Source organism: Ectothiorhodospira mobilis (genome assembly GCF_016584115.1).
Classification (GTDB): Bacteria; Pseudomonadota; Gammaproteobacteria; order Ectothiorhodospirales; family Ectothiorhodospiraceae; genus Ectothiorhodospira; species Ectothiorhodospira mobilis.
In genome coordinates this window covers 1-17,564 of record NZ_NRSK01000043.1, presented here as the reverse complement: position 1 = coordinate 17,564, position 17,564 = coordinate 1, and the positions used below count along the sequence as shown (strand labels likewise).

Below are 17,564 nucleotides of genomic sequence, written 5' to 3'. Positions count from 1 at the left end.
CTTCCGGGATGGGGCTCGGGGATTCGGACATGCGGCATGTACCGTTCAGGGGATGGGGCGGCGGGGCCGCCGTTCCTTTCGTGCATACCACGGGATGATGACGTTTGGGTGACAGCCGGGCCGGAGCCGGGGGTTTCCCGGGGCGGTGTCCTGGTGGCGGGGGGAGGGTCAATAAAACGTCATATTCCTCCCTTAGCATGGCCGCGAACTGATCCAAACCTTGAATCACCGGTGACGAGGAACATGATCCCCATGAAGCACACCTACGCCCTTCTGGCGGCCGGACTGGCCTTTTCCCTTCTGGGAACGGGTTGCCAGACCGCGCCGACCAATGGAAACGAAGACGAAACAACGTCCAAGCCCCGCGCCGAGCAGTCCGCCACCCAGTCCGCAAGCTGGTATGCCAGGGACGGTTTCCGGGTCACCCTGGAGGATGGCCGTCTGTGGGTGCTCAAGCCCGGTCAGGAACAAAGTGGCAAGCACGTGACCTTCATCGGTGCCGGTCCCCAGGGGCTGACAGTCAAGGCCCTGGACAACGAGACCGCCCTGGAGTACCTGGCGGCCAAGCCGGGCTTCGAGGTGAGTGTGGAGGACGGGCGTCTGTGGGTGCTCAAGCCCGGTCAGGAGAAGAGCGGCAAGCACGTGACCTTCATCGGCGCCGGTCCCAAGGGCACGACCCTCAAGGCCCTGGACAACGAGACCGCCCTGGAATACCTGGCGGCCAAGCCGGGCTTTGAGGTGAGCGTGGATGACGGCCGCCTGTGGGTGCTCAAGCCCGGTCAGGAGAAGAGCGGCAAGCACGTGACCTTCATCGGCGCCGGTCCCAAGGGCATGACCCTCAAGGCCCTGGATAACGAGACCGCCCTGGAGTACATGGCGGCCAAGCCGGGCTTCGAGGTGAGCATGGAGGACGGGCGTCTGTGGGTGCTCAAGCCCGGTGACAAGATGAGCGGCAAGCATGTCACCCGCATCGCCGCCGGTCCGCAGCGCACCACCCTCAAGGCCCTGGACGATGAGACGATGGATCGTTATCTCTCCTATCAGCCCTGATCGCGGTCTGTTCAAGGGATAAAAGGGCGCCGCATCCCGCAAGGGGTGCGGCGCTTTTGTTTGTGCTGGAAGGGTGCCGTGCCATCCCCTGGCAGCGCCCCGGGAGCGCCGAGCCCCGGCTCGGCATCCTTTCTCAAGCCGCTGGGGCCCGGCGTTCCCGGGTGTTCACTTCATCCTGAATCCATGATTTACCGCGCCTCAGCGGGCGGCCTGTTCGGGCAGGGCCCCCTGCAGGCGATCCAGGATCCGGTCGCGGATGCGCTGTCCCGGTGTGGGGCGGGCGCCTTCACAGTGGCGATGCCACAGGGCCGGGTTCTCCAGGATCTCCACCGCCTGGGCGGGGATGTAGGTCCGGCCCGCCCCGTCACCGGCGGCGGGGACGTGGACCGTGAGCCCCTCCAGCTCGCAGCGGCCGGGTTCCCCGAGGAGGAGATCGGTGCCGTTGGGCAGGGTCCAGCCGTCCACCTGGACCCCGGAGTCATCCACCCGGGCCTGGGGGAAGGCCTCCTGTACATCCACGAACAGCCGCTGGTTGAGGCCGCGGGGATCGGTCACGTCCAGCTCCAGATGCAGCACCCCGGCCACGCTGTGGGCGATGCCGGTGTTGTCCATCAGGCCGCGGGGGGCGCCGGGGCCGAAGCTCCAGAGGGGCACGTCCTCGGCGCTGTGCCCGTGGGTGGTCCAGCCGAATACGGTGTAGCGGTCGTTGACCACCTTGATGAGGGCCCGCTTCAGGCCGCGCACGGGTTCCTCCTCCCGGATGGCCGCCAGATCGTCCTCGCCCAGACGGATGCCCCAGTAGCGTTCCACCGCATCGCGGATGGCCCCGTCCGAGGGGTCCTCCCCCAGCCGGGCGGCGAGAAAGCCCGCCGTTACCTGCATCCCCTGCACGGGCCCGATCACCGCCTCGGGGGTGGTGGCGGTGTAGCTGCCGCTGGTGGCCCGGTTGCCGATGCTCAGGGCGCCGGTGTTGTGGTCGGGGACCACGATCACCAGGGTCTGGGGATCGCGGCGGGCATGGTCCAGGGCCACCCGCACGGCGTCGTCAAAGGCCAGGAAGTCGTGCAGGGCGTAGGGGACGTCGTTGTCATGCCCCGCCCAGTCCACCTGGCTGCCCTCCACCAACAGGAAGAAGCCGGAAGGATTACGGGAGAGGAGTTCAATGGCCTTGGCGGTCATCTCCGCCAGGGAGGGTTCGGCGCGGGCCTGATCCACCTGGTCGGGATCGTGGTCGTGGGGGTGGGTCAGCAGGTAGCGGCGGTCCAGGTCCGGCATCATGTGGCTCTGGGCGAACAGACCCCAGACCCGTCCATCATGGATCTCCGCCAGCTCGTCGGCATGGTCCACCACGTGGTAGCCCCGTTCCTCCAGCACCTGCTCCAGGTCCAGGCCGTCCTCCCGGGTGCCGCCATCCGCTTCCGGCAGCAGGTGGCGGTAGCCGCCCCCCAGGACCACGTCCAGGTCCTGGTGGACCAGGTGTTTCATGATGGTGTCTTCATCCCCGCGGTCGTCCACATGGGCGGCGTAGGTGGCCGGGGTGGCGTGGGTGATGCGGGAGGTGGCCACCAGGCCGGTGGCCTTGCCCTGCAGCGCCGCGCCCTCCAGCACCGTGGACAGGGGGCGGTAGGCCCAGGTGTCCCAGTCCACCCCGGCCGGCGGTTCGTAAGTGCTCACCACGTCATGGGGGCGCGGGGCCAGGCCGATATGGGGTTCGGTGGTCCGGTAGCCGGTGGCGAAGGCGGTGCCGGCGGCGGCGGAGCCGGTGATGACCGAGTTGGCCATGGTGGTGTCCACCATGCCGGTGAGGATATCGTCCACCGCCAGGGGGGCGTCCCGGTAGAGCCGGGCCAGTTTGACCACGGACTGGGACTGCCCGTCGGGGATCAGGACGATGACGTTGCGTGCCGTCTCCGCCCAGGTGGGGGAGACCAGGAGGGTACAGGTGAGGGCCACCGCCGTGACGGACCGTACCCGGAAACGGGATCGCGGATTCATGCTACACCTCGCATCGGTTTGCCTGGTCTGGGGGCGTGCCCCCTGGGGGGCACGGCTGCGGCACCGGCTGCAAGGCGTGTGCAGGGCCTGCTCTAGTCGCCGGCGCCGTGGGATGAGGCTAGACCGGCAGGATGACGGGCCGGTGAAGGTTCCCTGACGGGGGGTTGATGGGGGGTGGCGATGCGGGCGGTTTCACGTTTCACCGCCGGCGTGGGCAGATCCCGCCCCAGGGGGTAGCCCAGGGCCTGCATCTCCGCCCCCAGCTCCCGGTCAAAGAGGGCCATCTGTTCCGGCGTGAGCTGCTGCAGGTAGCGATGCCGCGAATCCCGGCGCACGGTGTTGGACTGGGTGATCTTGTAGTCGCCGCCGTGGATCAGGTCAAAGGGTTCGAAGGGATAGAGCTTCTCGAAGGGCAGGTCCAGGAATTCCAGGAGCCCGGAGAGGGTGGTGTCCGGGTCCTGCACCAGGTCCTCGTAGTGCACCCGGTACCAGGATTCCGGATGATCCAGATAGGTGCGGTAGATGCGCCGCCAGCGGGCCAGCAGACCCAGGTCGATGTCCGCCTCCCGCCGGCCGGGGCGCCAGAACAGGTAGGCATACCCGGATTCCACCGTGGAGAGGTAGGCGTCCCGCGGATCCCGGGCCAGCCAGATGCGCCGGTCGAAGCGCTGCCAGGGGCGCAGGCGGTGCTGCAGGTAGACGAGGTCCAGGGGCTTGATGCAGACCGTGCCGCGATGGCGCAGTCCGACCATGTTGCGCAGCAGGGCCCAGGAGGAGCTGATGTCGCTGTAGGCCCGGATCTGCGAATGGCCGCCGAGGATGTGGGCCAGCAGGGTGCTGCCGGAACGCATGGAATAGCCGATGATGACGCGCATGAAGGGCCGCCTCTTTCGGTTGGTCAGGGGGATGTACAAACGAAAAGGCCGGGGCACAAAGGCCCCGGCCCCGACTGCTTCAGTGGAAGCGGTCTGCGTCCGCCATTACATGGAGAACTTGTGCTCTAACCTTATGGTGAAATGGTAAATATCCTTGGTGCCTGAATTTTTCGATATTTCTAGAATTGCACATCTTTTTTATGTGTCTCGCTCTTTCTTGGATTGAGCTTTAATTTTTTTATAACTTTGCTTTCAACTATAGGGAAAAAATATGATATAAAGATGATATTGCAATGAAGAATTCATGAAGGCAAGTATTTTGAGTTATTAAGGTCTTGTGTGCCGATGTAATTTTACTGTCATGTATATACTGTATGATTTACTCTCGTCAGGGAAACGACGAAGCCTTTCCAGTTATGATGCTTAGGAAAAAGCATCGTAGAGTTATGGCGTATGCTAGGAAGTCCTTTTCTCCTTCTCCTTCATGAGGGCTTGCAGCCCTGCACTTCTGCAGAAAGATGGCGATCCTTGACCCGGACCCGTTCCGGGTTTTTTTTGATGGTGTGCTAGGTATGGCGCATGGTGCCAGTCTTGCGCTTTTTCCGAGCAGTGATTGTCAATGAAAATGTCGCCTGAGACCCCATTTTCATCCAGGGAACGTCGGGGAATGGTTGCGTCGCTTTCTTCGGGTCATCTTCTGCCCCTCTTCTCAGGAAAGGGTAAAACAGAAGATTCCAGTTAACAGCGCCGAAAATCTTTCCAAGCCTTGGGGTCCACTTCTAAGAGCAAATTCAGGAAGTCGAGAACCGGCTCAACCTTCGGCCTTGCAAGCGTCTCAGGTACTGGGTCCCGATAAGAGCTTGGTGGGCTCTTCACAGCGGTAATGCGCCGCATGACGGAGCCTTACGGTTATTGGTTGAATTCAGGGGTTGAATTCAGGGGTTGAATTCAGGGATGCTATGATTCTGAACCACCTCCTGCGCGGGCTGCTGACCCAGGGGTTCACCTTGATAAACCACCTCCAACCTGCGGCCGGAGGCCTTCTATCAGTTCGGGCTGCAGCTGGAACGCTTCCTGCCTACCATCCACTTTATCGTAAAAGCGCCCGACCAACACCCATTACAGGGTGCTGATCGGACGCTCATCAACTTTCAGGGATCAGTTCATGTCGCCCGACTTTGTTGTGCCCAGGTAGCACGGCTTTTGATTTAGCCGAGCGCGTGGACTGTGGCGCTTAGAACTTCACGCGCACACCAGCCAAGTAGCCCATGTCCACATCGTCTTCGTCCGTGTCAGCGATCTCTGCAAACATGCGGAAGTTTTTGGCAGCCGGGAACTTGTAAGTGACATTGGCGTACCACTCGCTCACGTCTTCAAAACTGTTATCGTCTTTGTCGTAGTTACGCATGCCCAAAGCAACACCAGTGGTGCTAGCTACGTCAAACGTGGTCACGACGTTCAGAAGGGTCTGTTCCGGTTCTGCGTCGGTTTCGTCAGTCACACTGTAATCCGCACCGATGGTGGCAATATCGAAGTCGTACGTTGCACTCACACCCCAAGTGTCAAAGCTTTCAGCGTCAATAGACGGCGTGGCATTCTGATAGGCTACACCCAAGGTCAAGCCCGCCAGCTCGGTGGAAGCAAACAGGTCGAAGTACTCACCGTTTTCACTATCCTCACCCTCGGCGTCCATTTCATAGGAGGCTGCCAAGTAAGCCTGATCCAGCCCCACATCAAGTCGCAAGGTGTCATCGCCGTCAGTGGCAATATTATCGAACTGATCTTCACCCAGTACGTCTTCATACGACTCTTCGACACCAAACTCATCCGAGGCGAAGTTCTGCTTACCGAACGAGAACGAGACAGCCTCGTACTTCATGCCGACGTACGCTTCTTCCAGCGCACCCGCGTCGCCATCGTCTTCAGCAGCATCTTTGAAACCGAAATCTACACGACCAAAACCAGTAAGGCCATTACCCAGATCGTAACTAACGTAGTTTTTCAGTTCGAGGTCATCAAACTCAATCTCGGGGTTCTGATCGTTACCGACATCTTGACGCAACTGAACCTGGAAATCACCGTTAAGCTTATAGGTGAAGCCGTCTTTTTCATAAATGGTCGCCGCATTGGCGGAACCAGCAACGACGGACGACACAGCAACAGCCAGTAGAAGCTTCTTCATGGGTTTTACTCCATTTTCATCGGGTTTCATGGTGACTCATCGCTGGAACGGATCCAGTTCTTCCACTCTTTGCGAGTGTTCTTATTCGCCTGGCGATACCAGTAACGAAGCATCTGCCGGACGGTTTCCTGATTTACCGACTCTACTCCGGAAAAGTCAGGCACAGACTCGGCCTCTTCTCCTGCCGCAGTCGTCGTACCCGGCAGGGATACGTGCACCGCATTGGAGGACGACGTTCGGTTAAACTCCTCCAGCTCACGTTGATAATCCCGGAACAAGTGGAACCCCTCTTTTTCGAGAACGGCCGCATCAAAAGGTACCGGCTGACCGTTCTCATCAGTAAGCTGGAACTCTGCATCACGGTTGAAAATTTGAAGTTCCCGTTTTGTGCGTATTGCCGGTGCCTGTAGATGCAGTTCAGCTTCTGAGGCGACGAATCGCAGAACAAAAGCATCGCTGGTTTCGGGGAAAGAATCTTCCCTAGTTCGGCCAATGTCCCGCGTGCAATTTACCACTAGTTGGTGCTCCCCATCGGCTAGGGTGATGGTGTCGCCAACCGAGAGCGACATCGCTTGGCCATTCACCACGTGAGCCCGAAGACACTCACCTAGCATGAGGGTGACATCGGCAATGGCCGTGGAGGGAACGAGAAAGGGCATAATGCAGAGCGGCAGAAAAGTGACTTTCAACAAAGGCTCCAATCGGTACTAGGAATCTGAATAGAGCCGGGAGCTGCCCCACCTCAAGCATTCATTAAAGAACGCAGAGTGAGCTCATGATGGGAGCATCTCTCACGCATCGAGATGACATGTTATAGGAAGCTTATTGCAAGGATGTGACAAAATGGGGCAGCCCTGAACTTTCCCCGCAACGACTTGGGAGGGGAATTGGTTGTCGAACCCAATCAAGCTCGTGCCGAACTGGATCCAAGTCCTGGCACGAATCATGAATCCGATCGGGAATCGTAGCGAGAGCAAGCCCAGTCCAGAAACAGTCAGAAAATATGACTTATCGCCGCAGGCTGTAGCAGGTGGCCACCAGGATGATAATCACTGCTGTTCAGTCTTTCTCAGACCTGATCGAGAATCCAATCTGGACGGATACCGGATAACGCGATCGCCGCGCGGTGATCCATGTTAGCCAGTATGCCGGATTGCGTGACCAGTGCCGTTTGAATGCCTGCCCTCTGCCCGCCGAGCACATCGGTATGCAGAGTGTCGCCAACCATTAACGTCCGTGCGGGGTCAAAATTCGGTCCCAGCCGATCGAAGGCAAGCTGGAATATATTTGCGAACGGCTTGCCGTAAAAAGCAGGCTCGATGCCGGTTTTATCCTGAATCTCGTGGGCATACGTGCCCGGTTCGATCGAATCACCCTCCTCCTGGGGTGCCAGCAGATCCGGATTGGCTACCAGTAAACAGCGGGGGTTGGCCCGCAGGCTCTCGATCAATCTGATCTGACGCACTGCATTCCACTCCGATGCCCCTACGAATAGAAAACCCTCGGCCGCGTCGTAATCAGCCGGATCGTCACCCAAGAGGCGATAGTCTACTGATGGGAAGTCCTCGGGACCAAAATGCTCACCTGCGATGATGCCCCAGTGCCTGATTGGCTCCTGCTCAAGTGCGCGGACCAGTGCCTTACGGCTGGTAACGATATCCTCGGCATCAAACGCATAGCCCATCTCCTGATAGCGGGCTATGAGGCTGGCATGCGGTAACCCGGACGCGTTGGAGACCACCATCACGCGTTTACCGGCCGCCTGGAGGTCGCATATGCGCTTGGGGACACCGGGGATTGGATCCTGGCCGCGGTTCAGTACCCCATAGGCATCCAGCAGGATGGTGTCAAAAGCATCGACGATGGCCCCCAAGTGTGGCGCATGACGACATGCCCCTCCCGGCTGTGGCGCGGGTAAGCGGTCACGTACGGCCTCGTAGGCAGTGAAACCACGCGAGGCAGATGGGGTATCAGCGATGGAGTTCTCTTCCATGATTATCCTAATGGTCTTCATTAAGCGAATTACAATAGCAGTTTTAGTCGGTTTCTGGATGTGTATATATGCTAGATAACGGCATGCCGGATCTTTGCCGAGATCCATTCGCTGACCACCACAGTGCCGAGTATCAGCAACAGGATGACGCTGACCTGCCCCCAGGCAAGTGTATTGAGTGAACCCTGGAGCTTAAGTCCGATGCCGCCAGCCCCGACAAGTCCAAGAATCGTGCTCTCGCGAATGTTGATATCCCAGCGGAATACCGAGATGCCCCAGAAGGCAGGTATGATCTGTGGCACGATGCCGTAAATGATCGTCTGCGCACGACTCGCGCCCGTGGCGGCGATTGCTTCGACTTGGAGGGGATCGGTCTCCTCTATCGCCTCATAGAGCAGTTTACCGATAAATCCAATCGACCGGAGGGCGATCGCCACCATTCCAGCCAGAATGCCCGGACCGATAATCGCTACTAGCAGCAGTGCCCAAATCAGTGAATTGATGGAGCGTGAGGTCACTATGATAAGCAACGCCACCGGTCGCAGCAGCATGGGCGAGGGCGTGGTGTTGCGTGCGGCGAGAAAGGCGATCGGGATCGCGAGCAACACACCGCCAGCGGTTCCGATGGTTGCGATATTGATAGTGTCCCAGAGCGGAATGAGCAACTCCGGAACGTACTCCCAACGCGGCGGCCACATGCGCGAGCCAATGTCAGCGGCCTGGTTCGGCGCATCCATGACGAAGAACCACAGTGTCTCGCGGTTCATCACCTCCCAGCAATAGACGAACAACGCTACCAGTGCAAGCCATCCGAACCAGAGCATGAGGCGCTGCCGCGGTGTGCGATAATGCCAGATGGGCCGATCAGGGGGCATTGTATTCATTGCAGAAACTTCCGGATCGTTCCGGAGGCGTACTCGGCGCCCATGACGATCACAATGATGATCAGGAGAATTGCTCCGGCACTATCGTACTCATAGCGATCAATGGCGGTGTTGAGGGTTGCTCCGATGCCGCCAGCGCCGACAATGCCGATAACGGCGGATTCACGAAAGTTGATATCGAGTCGGTAGAGCGAGAGGCCGATCAGCCGTGGCATAACCTGAGGTTGGATCGCGTAATTCACTAGCTGCCACCACGATGCACCTGTAGAACGGATGGCTTCGACCTGTCCAGGCTCGATCTCCTCGATGTCATCGGCAAGCAGTTTGGCGAGAAAACCAATGGTCGCGAAACTCAGGGTCAGGAAACCAGCGAAGGGTCCGAACCCAAACATTGCAACCAGAAAGATCGCAATAATGACCTCTTGCAGTGAGCGGCTCACCGCTACAATTGACCTGCAGACTAGGTAGAGCAGGCGCGGCGTAAGATTGCGTGCGGCGCCGATACCTATGGGTACTGATACCAGAATGCCGACCACAGTAGAAGTCAGCGTCATGGTCAGGCTCTCGATAATACCCCGGGAGATATCTTCCCAGCGGCTGGCGAAGTCCGGCCGAAGGAAGCCCATGGCGAATTGCTTGCCGCGCTCAAGGCCAACCACAACCCGTTCCCAGTCGACCTCGATGGAGTTCCAGGCCACGATCAGATAAGCAACGATTGCGATTTGTATACTAATTCGCCAGCGCCGATCCGTCATGATCTGGGGCGGTCGGCGCCAAGTGGTCGGATAGCGCTTCTTAGCAACAGTGCTCATCCGGCCAGAACCTCCTGAGAGGGCTCATGGGTCTCGCGATCCGGTTTCCAATCTTCTTCGCCGTAAATGGTGGTAAGGGTTTTTTCGTTGAGGGCCTCCGGCGGGCCGTCAAACACGATTCGACCTGCCTGAAGACCGACCAGCCGTTGCATGAACTGTTGGGCCAGCGGGACATCGTGGATATTCACGATCGCCGGGAGTCGCCGCTCGGCACAGATTTCAGTAATCAGGCGCATGATCTGGCGTGACGTTTTAGGGTCGAGGCTCGCCGTCGGTTCGTCCACGAGGAGCAATTCTGGATCCTGGGCGAGTGCACGGGCAATACCCACCCGCTGACGCTGTCCGCCGGATAGGGCATCTGCGCGGTTATTCGCCTTATCATAGAGGCCTACACGATCAAGCAACCGAAAGGCCCGCTCGACATCCTCGGGCGGGAATCGTCGTGACCAGCTTCGCAAGAAAGAGACGTAGCCGAGCCGCCCCGATAGCACGTTTTCCATCACCGTCAATCGCTCGACGAGGGAGTATTCTTGGAAGATCATGCCGATCCGGCGCCGCTGGTGGCGCAGTGCTCGGGCACCGATTTGAGTCAGTTCCACATCGCCGAGACTGATCGAGCCACTGGTAGGTTCTACGAGACGATTGATACACCGAATAAGTGTCGATTTACCTGCGCCTGATGGACCGATCAACCCGACAATCTGACCTTTAGGGATATCCAGACTCACATCGGTTAACGCAGTATCACCGGTCGCAAATGTTTTACTAAGATTGCGGATATAGAGCATAGATGGCGGATGTTTTAGACGTAAAAACGGACGACCCGGGGTCGTCCGTTTATGATGAGTTACGGTTCGACCGTTACTCGCAGTTATAGCTAACGCCGTTGGCTTCGTCGATGGTGCGGATAACGGCCCAGTCCTCTTTGAAGGTAATCGGAATGAACTGATCCTCGCCATTGCGGCCGAACTCCTCGGCCAGCGCAGTTCCTTCCCAGTCGAACTCGAAGAAGGCCTGATGGATTTTTTCCTGCAGCTCCGGCTTCAGGTTATGGGCAACGCCATAGCCTGTAGTCGGGAAGGTTTGCGACTGATAAACAACCCGGATCTGATCATCGCTGATAACCCCACGGTCGATCATGCGACCTTTGACAGAATTAGCGATCGAGGCTGCCAGGTAGTCTTGGTTGGCGACGCCGAGGATGGAGTTGTCATGTGCGCCGGAGTAGCTCACCTCAAAATCTTCACCGGCCTCCATGTTGAACTCGGCTTTGAGAATGGCAGAGGGCGCCTTAAAGCCGGAATTTGATGTCTCACTGGTGAACGTCAGCTCGCGCCCACGAATATCCTCGACAGTTTCGATGTCGGAGCTGGTGTGCGTGATGATCTCCATCTCGTAACCAAAGGAGCCATCCTCGGCGGCCATCATTGCGAAGGGCCGGAATCCTGCGCAGGCCACCGCGATTGGGACGGAGCCAGTATTGAAGCCCGCAACATGCAGGCGGCCCGCCCGCATTGCCTCGATCTGTGCCGCATTCGACTGAACGGGGAAGAAGCGTACGTTCTTGCCCGTGACCTCTTCCATATGATCCAAAAAGCCCGCCCAGACCTCGGCGTAAACGGCCGGATCCTCGACCGGCGTGTAGGCGAATACGAGCGTATCGGGGTCGACCTGTTCTGAAGCCGCTTCAGGGATATCGGCGACCAGATCACCATCGTTGTCCGTGTAGCGCTCGTCCAGCTGGAACTCAGCCTGTGCTGATGTCGCAAAGGTGGCGGCGGCAAGGGCGGTTAACGCCAGTAACTGCAACTTCATGTTCATCTCCCTTCGTGGTGAATGGACGGGCTATAGAATGCCTCGTTGGGATGAAGACTCCATTACAATGGAAACATTTCGCGGATATCGCCGATGTAGAGCTGGTCTAGTACATCCGCCGTAAAGGGCCGCTCAACGCGGTCCGGCTTTGGCCGGACCCGTGGGTCCGACTGTGTGGTCCCCCCGAATCGCCACCGACTGATGCCGCGCAAGCCGGCGGCCCGCATCAGCCGCGCTACGCGCTTGCGGCCCACTCGCCACCCCTCGGCAGCGAGGTCGGCGGGAATGCGAGGCACCTCACCCATCGCCGGATCCAGCAGGAGATCGAGGAGCAGAAGAACGTCTAGCCATGCCGCGCCAGCCGACGCCCACCTTCGTTCACGAATTGTCCCTGGTGATCACCCCGGAGGCGGAGCGGTTGCTCGATACCCGTCTGCACGCTGCCCGCCAGATCTACAACGCCACCCTGGGCGAAGCCCTGTGCCGATGGGATCGGTTGCGCGAGGGCAAGGCCCGCAGCGAGGCCCTGCGGGGGCTGCGCCAGCAGGCCGAACTGTCCGACTACGCCCTCCAACAGGTCGCCCGAAGGCATTGGCGGGCTGGTGGCTATGAGGACCGGCTGGACACCCAGGCGGTTGGCGGGAACCCGGGTAGGGGATGGGCTCCGGCACAGGGTCAGCCGAGGGCCGGCAGGTGGACGGGGTCGGTCGGGACGGGGGCGGCGGTTCCCGGGGCCGGGTGCAGGGCCTCCGTGCGGCTGTGGTCGGACCAGTGCACCAGGCGCAGACTGCCCTCGAAGTCCTCCACCAGGGCCGTGCAGTGTTCCACCCAGTCCCCGGTATTGCAGTAGAGGACATCCTCCAGGGATTCGATCCCCGCCTTGTGGATGTGGCCGCAGATATAGCCATCCAGCTGGTGTTCCCGGGCCCGGCGGGCGGCGGCGTTCTCGTAACGGCGGATGTGCTCCCGGGCGCGGCTGACGCGGGTCTTGAGGTGGCCGGAGAGGGACCAGTAGGGCCGTCCCATATAGCGCCGCCAGTCGTTGTAGCGGTGGTTCAGGCGCAGCAGGACCTGGTAGGCCCCGTCGCCGAGCCATTTCACCAGGCGGTTGTGTTTGACGCAGGCGTCGAATTCATCGCCATGGCTCACCAGGAATCGCCTTCCGTCGGCGGTGCGGTGCTCGGCCTCGCGCTGGATGCGCACCCCCTGGAACTCCGTGCCGGCGAAGGCCCGCAGGGCCTCGTCGTGGTTGCCGGGGATGAAGGTCACCCGGGTGCCGGCCTGGCTCTTGTCCAGGATGCTCTGGATCACGGCGCTGTGGTCCGCGTCCCAGTGGACGCTGCGGCGCATGCTCCACAGGTCGAAGATGTCCCCCACCAGGTAGAGGTGGTCGCAGTGGGCGGATTCCAGGAAGTCCAGCAGGTAGTCGGCGCGGGACTGGCGGGTACCCAGGTGGACGTCGGAGAGGAAGATGCTGCGACAGTGCATGGCTGTCATGGCGGATCATCCTGTGGTGAAATGGATCATCCCATGTTGGATCACGGCCGTGAAAGCCCCATCACAGGGCTATGGCATTTCCGTGAACCCGGGGCGCCCGTGGCCATCCCTATCCGTCCACCGCCGATCCAGAGAAGGAGCGCTGCATGTCTGAAGAGAGGAACCCCGCACCCGAAGTCACCCCCGATCGCGGTGCCCATTCCGACGATCTGTTGATGCCCAAGGTGATCTATGTGCTCTATATCCTGGGGCCGTTCTTCTGGCTCACCGGGGTGGTGGGGGTGGTCATGGCCTATGTCTACAAGGACGGTGCCCCGGAGTGGATGCAGAGCCATTACCGCCTGCAGATCGATACCTTCTGGAAGGGGCTGGCCTTCCTCCTGCCCGGTGTGCTGCTGACCTTTGTCCTGATCGGTTATCTCATCCTGCTGTTCTGGGTGGTGTGGCTGCTGGTGCGTGCGGTGAAGGGGCTCAAGGCCCTGAGCGAGCGCCGGCCGGTGGAGCGCCCGGTCCGCTGGGGATTCTAGGATTGTAACGGGGAGGGAAACGAAGACCGCCCCCGGATGCGGGGGCGGTCCTGGACCGGCTCCAGTGAGGGGAGCGGTCGGGTCTTAGGGCAGGGGGATGAAAACCACCCCCGTCAGGCCCTTACGGCAGCCAGGTCTCGACGATGTCGCGGTTTTCCTCGACCCAGCGCTTGGCGTTCTCGTAGGGATCGCCGCCTTCCTGGTTCATGACCATGAGCTCGGCCACCTGATCGGTGGTCCAGTGGAAGTTGTCCAGGATGGCGTAGGCCTCGGGCATGTCTTCCTTCAGGCCCTGGCGCACGACGGTGTTGATGCCTTCCTCACCGCCGTAGACCCCCTTGGGATCCTCCAGGTATTTCAGGTCCCAGCGGCCTTCCATCCAGTGGGGGGTCCAGCCGGTGACCACGATCCATTCGTTCTGACGGATGGCGTTGCCCAGGGCGGCGGTCATGGTGGCGTCGGAGCCTTCCACCAGTTCCAGCTCCAGGTCATAGGCCTCGACGGCATCCTCGGTGGTGCTCATGATGCCGGCGCCGGGGTCGATGCCGATGATCTCGCCGTCGAAACGGGCGGCGTTGGCATTGAGTTCACTGATGGAATCGATCTCCACGTACTCCGGCACCATCAGGCCGATGCGGGTCCCCTCCAGGTTCGGGCCCAGGTCCACCACCTGGTCCTCCACCTCGGCCAGATAGGCCTCGTGGGTGCTGGGCAGCCAGGCGGCCACGAAGGCGTCCTGGTCGCCGCTGGCGACGGACTGCCACATGGCGGCGGCGCTCACCGAGGTGGTCTCCACCTCATAGCCCGCCTCTTCCAGGACCACGCGCATGACGTTGGTGCTGGCAATGGCGTCGGCCCATTCCACGTAGGGGATCTCCACCACGCCCTTGTCCTGGGCCATGGCGGTGGATGCGGTGACGGCCACGCCCAGGGCGAGGCAGGATGCGGCGAGGGTGCGGGGGAAATCGCGTTTCAGAGTCATCTGTGTCCTCCGGATTGGATTGGGATGTCACGTCGGCGCGCTGCCGGGCCATTCGCGCGGCACGGATTCAGGCGGCGCGGGAGTCGGGGCATGGGAAGTGGGATCGCGATTGCGGGCAGGTGGCTCGGGCCCGCTATGCGGATGCCCCCGGTGGGGACGGTGCCCCGGGGCGCTCGGCAGTGCGAAGATGCGACGTAACGCGACCCATCATACACGTTCCGGGGGCGGATGAAAAAAGACCTTGCTGAATACGCGGATATCACCGGGGTGATCGTGGGGCTGGGCTGCCGTCCCGGCATCCCCGTGGCCACCCTGGAGCGGGCCCTGGAGGAAGGGCTGCTCCGGGTGGGGTTGGGGCCGGAGGCGGTGCGGGGTGTGGCCTCCATCGACCGCCGCCGGGAGGAGGCGGGACTCCGGGCCCTCTGCCGGGACCACGCCTGGCCGCTGTGGTGTTACCCGGCGCAGGTGCTGGCCCGGGTGCCGGTGCCCCATCCCTCCGAGGCCCTGCGCCGGCGTCTGGGGACCGGTTCGGTGGCGGCGGCGGCGGCGCTGCAGGCCGCCGGGGGTTCGTCGGGGGATCTGCTGCTGGAGCGCCACCTGCATCGCGGCGAGGGGGGACAGGTGATCGTGGCGGTGGCGCGCCGCCCTGCCGTCATCCCCCCGGATTGACCCGGTCTCAGGTGCCGCAGAAGGTGCGGGTAACCCGTTCCCCCGGCTGCGGCGGGGTGTCGAAGGCCGCCCATTCCGGACGGGCCTCGAAGGGGTGGGTGACCGCCTCCAGCAGGTGCCTGAAGGGTTCCAGATCCCCGGCCCGGGCGGCCTCCAGGGCCTGTTCCACGCGATGATTGCGGGGGATGCGCAGCGGATTCGCCCGGGCCATGATCCGGGCTGGCCGCGCCGCATCCCCGGGCTCGCGGCCGAGGCGGTGATGCCAGCGCACCCGCCAGGAGGCAAAGGCCTCGCCACGGGACCATCCCGGGGGGGCGGCCTGGTTTTCCGGGTCTTCGGCCAGGGTGGTCAGATGGCGGAAGGTGAGGGTGAAGTCCGCCTCCTCCTGCTCCATGAGGGCCAGCAGGTCCTGGATCAGCGGGGTATCCTCCGTTTCGGCGGTCTCCAGGCCCAGCTTGCGCCGCATCCCTTCCAGCCAGCAGGCCCCCACCCGTTCCGGGAAGCGCTCCAGGATGGGCATGACCCGCTCCACCGCCCGTTGGGGGTCCGTGTCCACCAGGGGCAGGAGGCATTCCGCCAGGCGGGCCAGGTTCCATTCGGCGATGCGCGGCTGGTTGCCATAGGCGTAGCGGCCGTGGTGGTCGATGGCGCTGAAGACGGCCCCGGGGCGATAGACATCCAGGAAGGCGCAGGGGCCGTAGTCCAGGGTCTCGCCGGAGAGGGCGGTGTTGTCGGTGTTCATCACCCCGTGCACGAAGCCGATGCCCATCCACTGCGCCACCAGGCGGGCCTGGCGTTCCACGGCCGAGGCCAGCAGCGCACGGTAGGGGTCGTCTTGCGTCTCCTGCGTTGCCTCCTGCGGGGGATGGCGTGCCAGGGTGAGGTCCGCCAGCTGGCGCAGGGCCGGGATGTCCCGGCGGGCGGCGAAGTATTCGAAGGTGCCCACCCGGATGTGGCTGGCGGCCACCCGGGCCAGGATGGCGCCCGGCTGGGGGGGGTCCCGCAGCACGGTCTCCCCCGTGGCCACCGCCCCCAGGGCGCGGGTGGTGGGGATGCCCAGGGCGTGCATGGCCTCGCCCACCAGGTACTCCCGCAGCACCGGGCCCAGGGCCGCCCGGCCGTCGCCGGTGCGGGAGAAGGGGGTGCGACCGGCCCCTTTCAGATGCAGATCCCGCAGACCGCCGGCGGCGTCCCAGATCTCCCCCAGCAGGAGGGCGCGGCCATCCCCCAGCTGGGGCACGAACTGCCCGAACTGGTGCCCCGCATAGGCCATGGCCACCGGTTCGGCCCCCCGGGGCAGGCGATTGCCCGAGAGCAGCCCGGCCCAGGCCTCTGCCGTCCCCGCCCCGGGGTCGATCCCCAGCTCCCGGCACAGGGCGGTGTTCAGCATCAAAAGCCTGGGGGCCGGGGCCCCGGCCGGGCTCACCCGGGCGTGAAAGCCCCGGGGCAGGCGGGCATAGATCTGTTCCAGGGCCGGGAACGGCAGGGGATCGGGATGGGGGCGGGCGGCCATGGGGGCTCCGTGGGGTGATACCTGAGTATTTCAATCAGGATAGCAGGCCCGCAGGGGCCTGGCGATCAATCCCCTTGTCTTTGCCGCCAGCGCAGCAGGACCGGGACCAGGGCCATCACCGCCAGCCCGGCCAGGGGCAGCAGCAGATCGGGGGGCAGCACATCGGCGGGTTGCAGATGCCGGGCCTGGCTGAGATCCGCCAGCCCCGCCCCCAGGCGCCCCACCAGGAAGGACATGGGCAGCAGGCCCAGCGTGGTGGCCGCCAGGACCTGCCCCAGGGGGACGGGGAAGGCCACCGGCAGGAGGTTGGCGAGCCAGGCCGGCACCACGGGAAAGAGCCGCAGGGCCAGGAGCAGAAGAAAACCGTTCTGCGCCAGGCCCTTTTCGAACCCGGTCAGGCGGTGCCCCCAGCGGCGGTGGATCCATTGCGGGAACAGCCGCCGGCCCAGGGCCGCCACCAGCACGGCGCTGAGGCCCGATCCCAGGGCGCAGAGCAGGGCACCCAGGGGGGCACCGAAGAGGTATCCCCCCGAGAGCATGAGCAGGAAGCCCCCGGGGAAGGGGGTGATCTTGCCCAGGGTGACCGCCGCCACGTAGCCCAGTCCGGCCAGGGCCGTCTCCTCCCGGGCCAGCTGCAGCACGGTCGCCTGGTGGTGGCCGATCCACTCCAGGGCCCGGTCCCCCAGTCCCCATAGGGCACAGGCGAGGGCCGCCAGACTGAGGATCAGCAGGGGGATGCGCAGGGTGGAGGGGGTGCGCGGCATATGGGG

Annotated in this window: 16 protein-coding genes and 1 pseudogene; 3 read left to right on the top strand and 14 right to left on the bottom strand. The window is 62.4% G+C overall.

Features of this window, described 5'->3' with window-relative positions; translation table 11 throughout:
* Positions 1-252 precede the first annotated feature (252 nt).
* Entirely contained in the window at positions 253-1,050 is a 798-nt protein-coding gene (locus tag CKO33_RS12410; RefSeq protein ID WP_200182554.1) for a hypothetical protein, read from the top strand.
* 198 nt (positions 1,051-1,248) lie between these two features.
* Here CKO33_RS12410 and CKO33_RS12405 read toward each other — a convergent pair whose 3' ends face one another.
* The 11 genes and pseudogenes from CKO33_RS12405 to CKO33_RS12355 all read right to left on the bottom strand — a co-directional run bounded on the left by CKO33_RS12405 (position 1,249) and on the right by CKO33_RS12355 (position 13,103).
* Positions 1,249-3,045: an alkaline phosphatase gene (locus CKO33_RS12405; protein ID WP_200182553.1), complete on the bottom strand. Its 1,797-nt coding sequence runs from the start codon at positions 3,043-3,045 to the stop codon at positions 1,249-1,251.
* A gap of 92 nt (positions 3,046-3,137) precedes the next feature.
* The gene (locus tag CKO33_RS12400; RefSeq protein WP_200182552.1) at positions 3,138-3,920 is read right to left on the bottom strand and encodes a sulfotransferase family protein; all 783 of its coding nucleotides are present in this window, start codon (positions 3,918-3,920) and stop codon (positions 3,138-3,140) included.
* A 1,234-nt stretch (positions 3,921-5,154) separates the two neighbouring features.
* Complete coding sequence (locus tag CKO33_RS12395) at positions 5,155-6,132, bottom strand: porin (RefSeq protein ID WP_200182551.1); 978 nt, start codon at positions 6,130-6,132, stop codon at positions 5,155-5,157.
* Entirely contained in the window at positions 6,129-6,791 is a 663-nt protein-coding gene (locus tag CKO33_RS12390; RefSeq protein ID WP_200182550.1) for a YccT family protein, read from the bottom strand. The genes CKO33_RS12395 and CKO33_RS12390 overlap by 4 nt, the downstream gene beginning before the upstream one ends.
* A gap of 380 nt (positions 6,792-7,171) precedes the next feature.
* Positions 7,172-8,095: an HAD-IIA family hydrolase gene (locus CKO33_RS12385; protein ID WP_200182549.1), complete on the bottom strand. Its 924-nt coding sequence runs from the start codon at positions 8,093-8,095 to the stop codon at positions 7,172-7,174.
* A 71-nt stretch (positions 8,096-8,166) separates the two neighbouring features.
* Complete coding sequence (phnE, locus tag CKO33_RS12380; RefSeq protein ID WP_200182548.1) at positions 8,167-8,979, bottom strand: phosphonate ABC transporter, permease protein PhnE; 813 nt, start codon at positions 8,977-8,979, stop codon at positions 8,167-8,169.
* Positions 8,976-9,791, bottom strand: coding sequence for a phosphonate ABC transporter, permease protein PhnE (phnE, locus tag CKO33_RS12375; RefSeq protein WP_200182547.1), 816 nt, complete (start codon positions 9,789-9,791; stop codon positions 8,976-8,978). Before phnE (CKO33_RS12375) ends, phnE (CKO33_RS12380) begins: the two co-directional genes overlap by 4 nt.
* A complete protein-coding gene (gene phnC, locus CKO33_RS12370; RefSeq protein WP_200182546.1) occupies positions 9,788-10,579 on the bottom strand; it encodes a phosphonate ABC transporter ATP-binding protein in 792 nt (263 codons plus the stop codon). Before phnC ends, phnE (CKO33_RS12375) begins: the two co-directional genes overlap by 4 nt.
* 73 nt (positions 10,580-10,652) lie before the next feature.
* Positions 10,653-11,612: a phosphate/phosphite/phosphonate ABC transporter substrate-binding protein gene (gene phnD, locus CKO33_RS12365; RefSeq protein WP_200182545.1), complete on the bottom strand. Its 960-nt coding sequence runs from the start codon at positions 11,610-11,612 to the stop codon at positions 10,653-10,655.
* A 77-nt stretch (positions 11,613-11,689) separates the two neighbouring features.
* Positions 11,690-11,902, bottom strand: a pseudogene (locus CKO33_RS14045) (IS3 family transposase); the annotation flags it as partial.
* A gap of 379 nt (positions 11,903-12,281) precedes the next feature.
* Positions 12,282-13,103, bottom strand: a complete 822-nt coding sequence (locus CKO33_RS12355; RefSeq protein ID WP_200182544.1) for a UDP-2,3-diacylglucosamine diphosphatase — start codon at positions 13,101-13,103, stop codon at positions 12,282-12,284.
* A 146-nt stretch (positions 13,104-13,249) separates the two neighbouring features.
* Here CKO33_RS12355 and CKO33_RS12350 point away from each other — a divergent pair, with 146 nt between their 5' ends.
* A complete protein-coding gene (locus tag CKO33_RS12350) occupies positions 13,250-13,630 on the top strand; it encodes a DUF4870 family protein (RefSeq protein ID WP_242472624.1) in 381 nt (126 codons plus the stop codon).
* Positions 13,631-13,751: 121 nt separating this feature from the next.
* Here the strand turns inward: CKO33_RS12350 and CKO33_RS12345 are convergent, their stop codons facing one another.
* Positions 13,752-14,612 (bottom strand): glycine betaine ABC transporter substrate-binding protein, encoded by an 861-nt coding sequence (locus CKO33_RS12345; protein ID WP_200182543.1) that lies wholly within the window; start codon positions 14,610-14,612, stop codon positions 13,752-13,754.
* Between the two features lie 228 nt (positions 14,613-14,840).
* Here CKO33_RS12345 and CKO33_RS12340 point away from each other — a divergent pair, with 228 nt between their 5' ends.
* Positions 14,841-15,281 carry a cobalamin biosynthesis protein gene (locus CKO33_RS12340; protein ID WP_200182542.1) on the top strand — a complete coding sequence of 147 codons (441 nt, stop codon included), beginning with the start codon at positions 14,841-14,843 and terminating at the stop codon, positions 15,279-15,281.
* A gap of 7 nt (positions 15,282-15,288) precedes the next feature.
* Here CKO33_RS12340 and CKO33_RS12335 read toward each other — a convergent pair whose 3' ends face one another.
* Complete coding sequence (locus tag CKO33_RS12335) at positions 15,289-16,794, bottom strand: protein adenylyltransferase SelO (RefSeq protein ID WP_200182541.1); 1,506 nt, start codon at positions 16,792-16,794, stop codon at positions 15,289-15,291.
* Between the two features lie 65 nt (positions 16,795-16,859).
* Positions 16,860-17,564 (bottom strand): TVP38/TMEM64 family protein (locus CKO33_RS12330; protein ID WP_200182540.1); only part of this gene is annotated, 705 nt, incomplete at its 5' end.

Coding starts and splice junctions, on each gene's coding strand:
- CKO33_RS12410 (WP_200182554.1), top strand. CDS start 253: ATGAAGCACACCTACGCCCTTCTGGCGGCCGGACTGGCCTTTTCCCTT.
- CKO33_RS12405 (WP_200182553.1), bottom strand. CDS start 3,045: ATGAATCCGCGATCCCGTTTCCGGGTACGGTCCGTCACGGCGGTGGCC.
- CKO33_RS12400 (WP_200182552.1), bottom strand. CDS start 3,920: ATGCGCGTCATCATCGGCTATTCCATGCGTTCCGGCAGCACCCTGCTG.
- CKO33_RS12395 (WP_200182551.1), bottom strand. CDS start 6,132: ATGAAACCCGATGAAAATGGAGTAAAACCCATGAAGAAGCTTCTACTG.
- CKO33_RS12385 (WP_200182549.1), bottom strand. CDS start 8,095: ATGGAAGAGAACTCCATCGCTGATACCCCATCTGCCTCGCGTGGTTTC.
- phnE (WP_200182548.1), bottom strand. CDS start 8,979: ATGAATACAATGCCCCCTGATCGGCCCATCTGGCATTATCGCACACCG.
- phnE (WP_200182547.1), bottom strand. CDS start 9,791: ATGAGCACTGTTGCTAAGAAGCGCTATCCGACCACTTGGCGCCGACCG.
- phnC (WP_200182546.1), bottom strand. CDS start 10,579: ATGCTCTATATCCGCAATCTTAGTAAAACATTTGCGACCGGTGATACT.
- phnD (WP_200182545.1), bottom strand. CDS start 11,612: ATGAACATGAAGTTGCAGTTACTGGCGTTAACCGCCCTTGCCGCCGCC.
- CKO33_RS12355 (WP_200182544.1), bottom strand. CDS start 13,103: ATGACAGCCATGCACTGTCGCAGCATCTTCCTCTCCGACGTCCACCTG.
- CKO33_RS12350 (WP_242472624.1), top strand. CDS start 13,250: ATGTCTGAAGAGAGGAACCCCGCACCCGAAGTCACCCCCGATCGCGGT.
- CKO33_RS12345 (WP_200182543.1), bottom strand. CDS start 14,612: ATGACTCTGAAACGCGATTTCCCCCGCACCCTCGCCGCATCCTGCCTC.
- CKO33_RS12340 (WP_200182542.1), top strand. CDS start 14,841: ATGAAAAAAGACCTTGCTGAATACGCGGATATCACCGGGGTGATCGTG.
- CKO33_RS12335 (WP_200182541.1), bottom strand. CDS start 16,794: ATGGCCGCCCGCCCCCATCCCGATCCCCTGCCGTTCCCGGCCCTGGAA.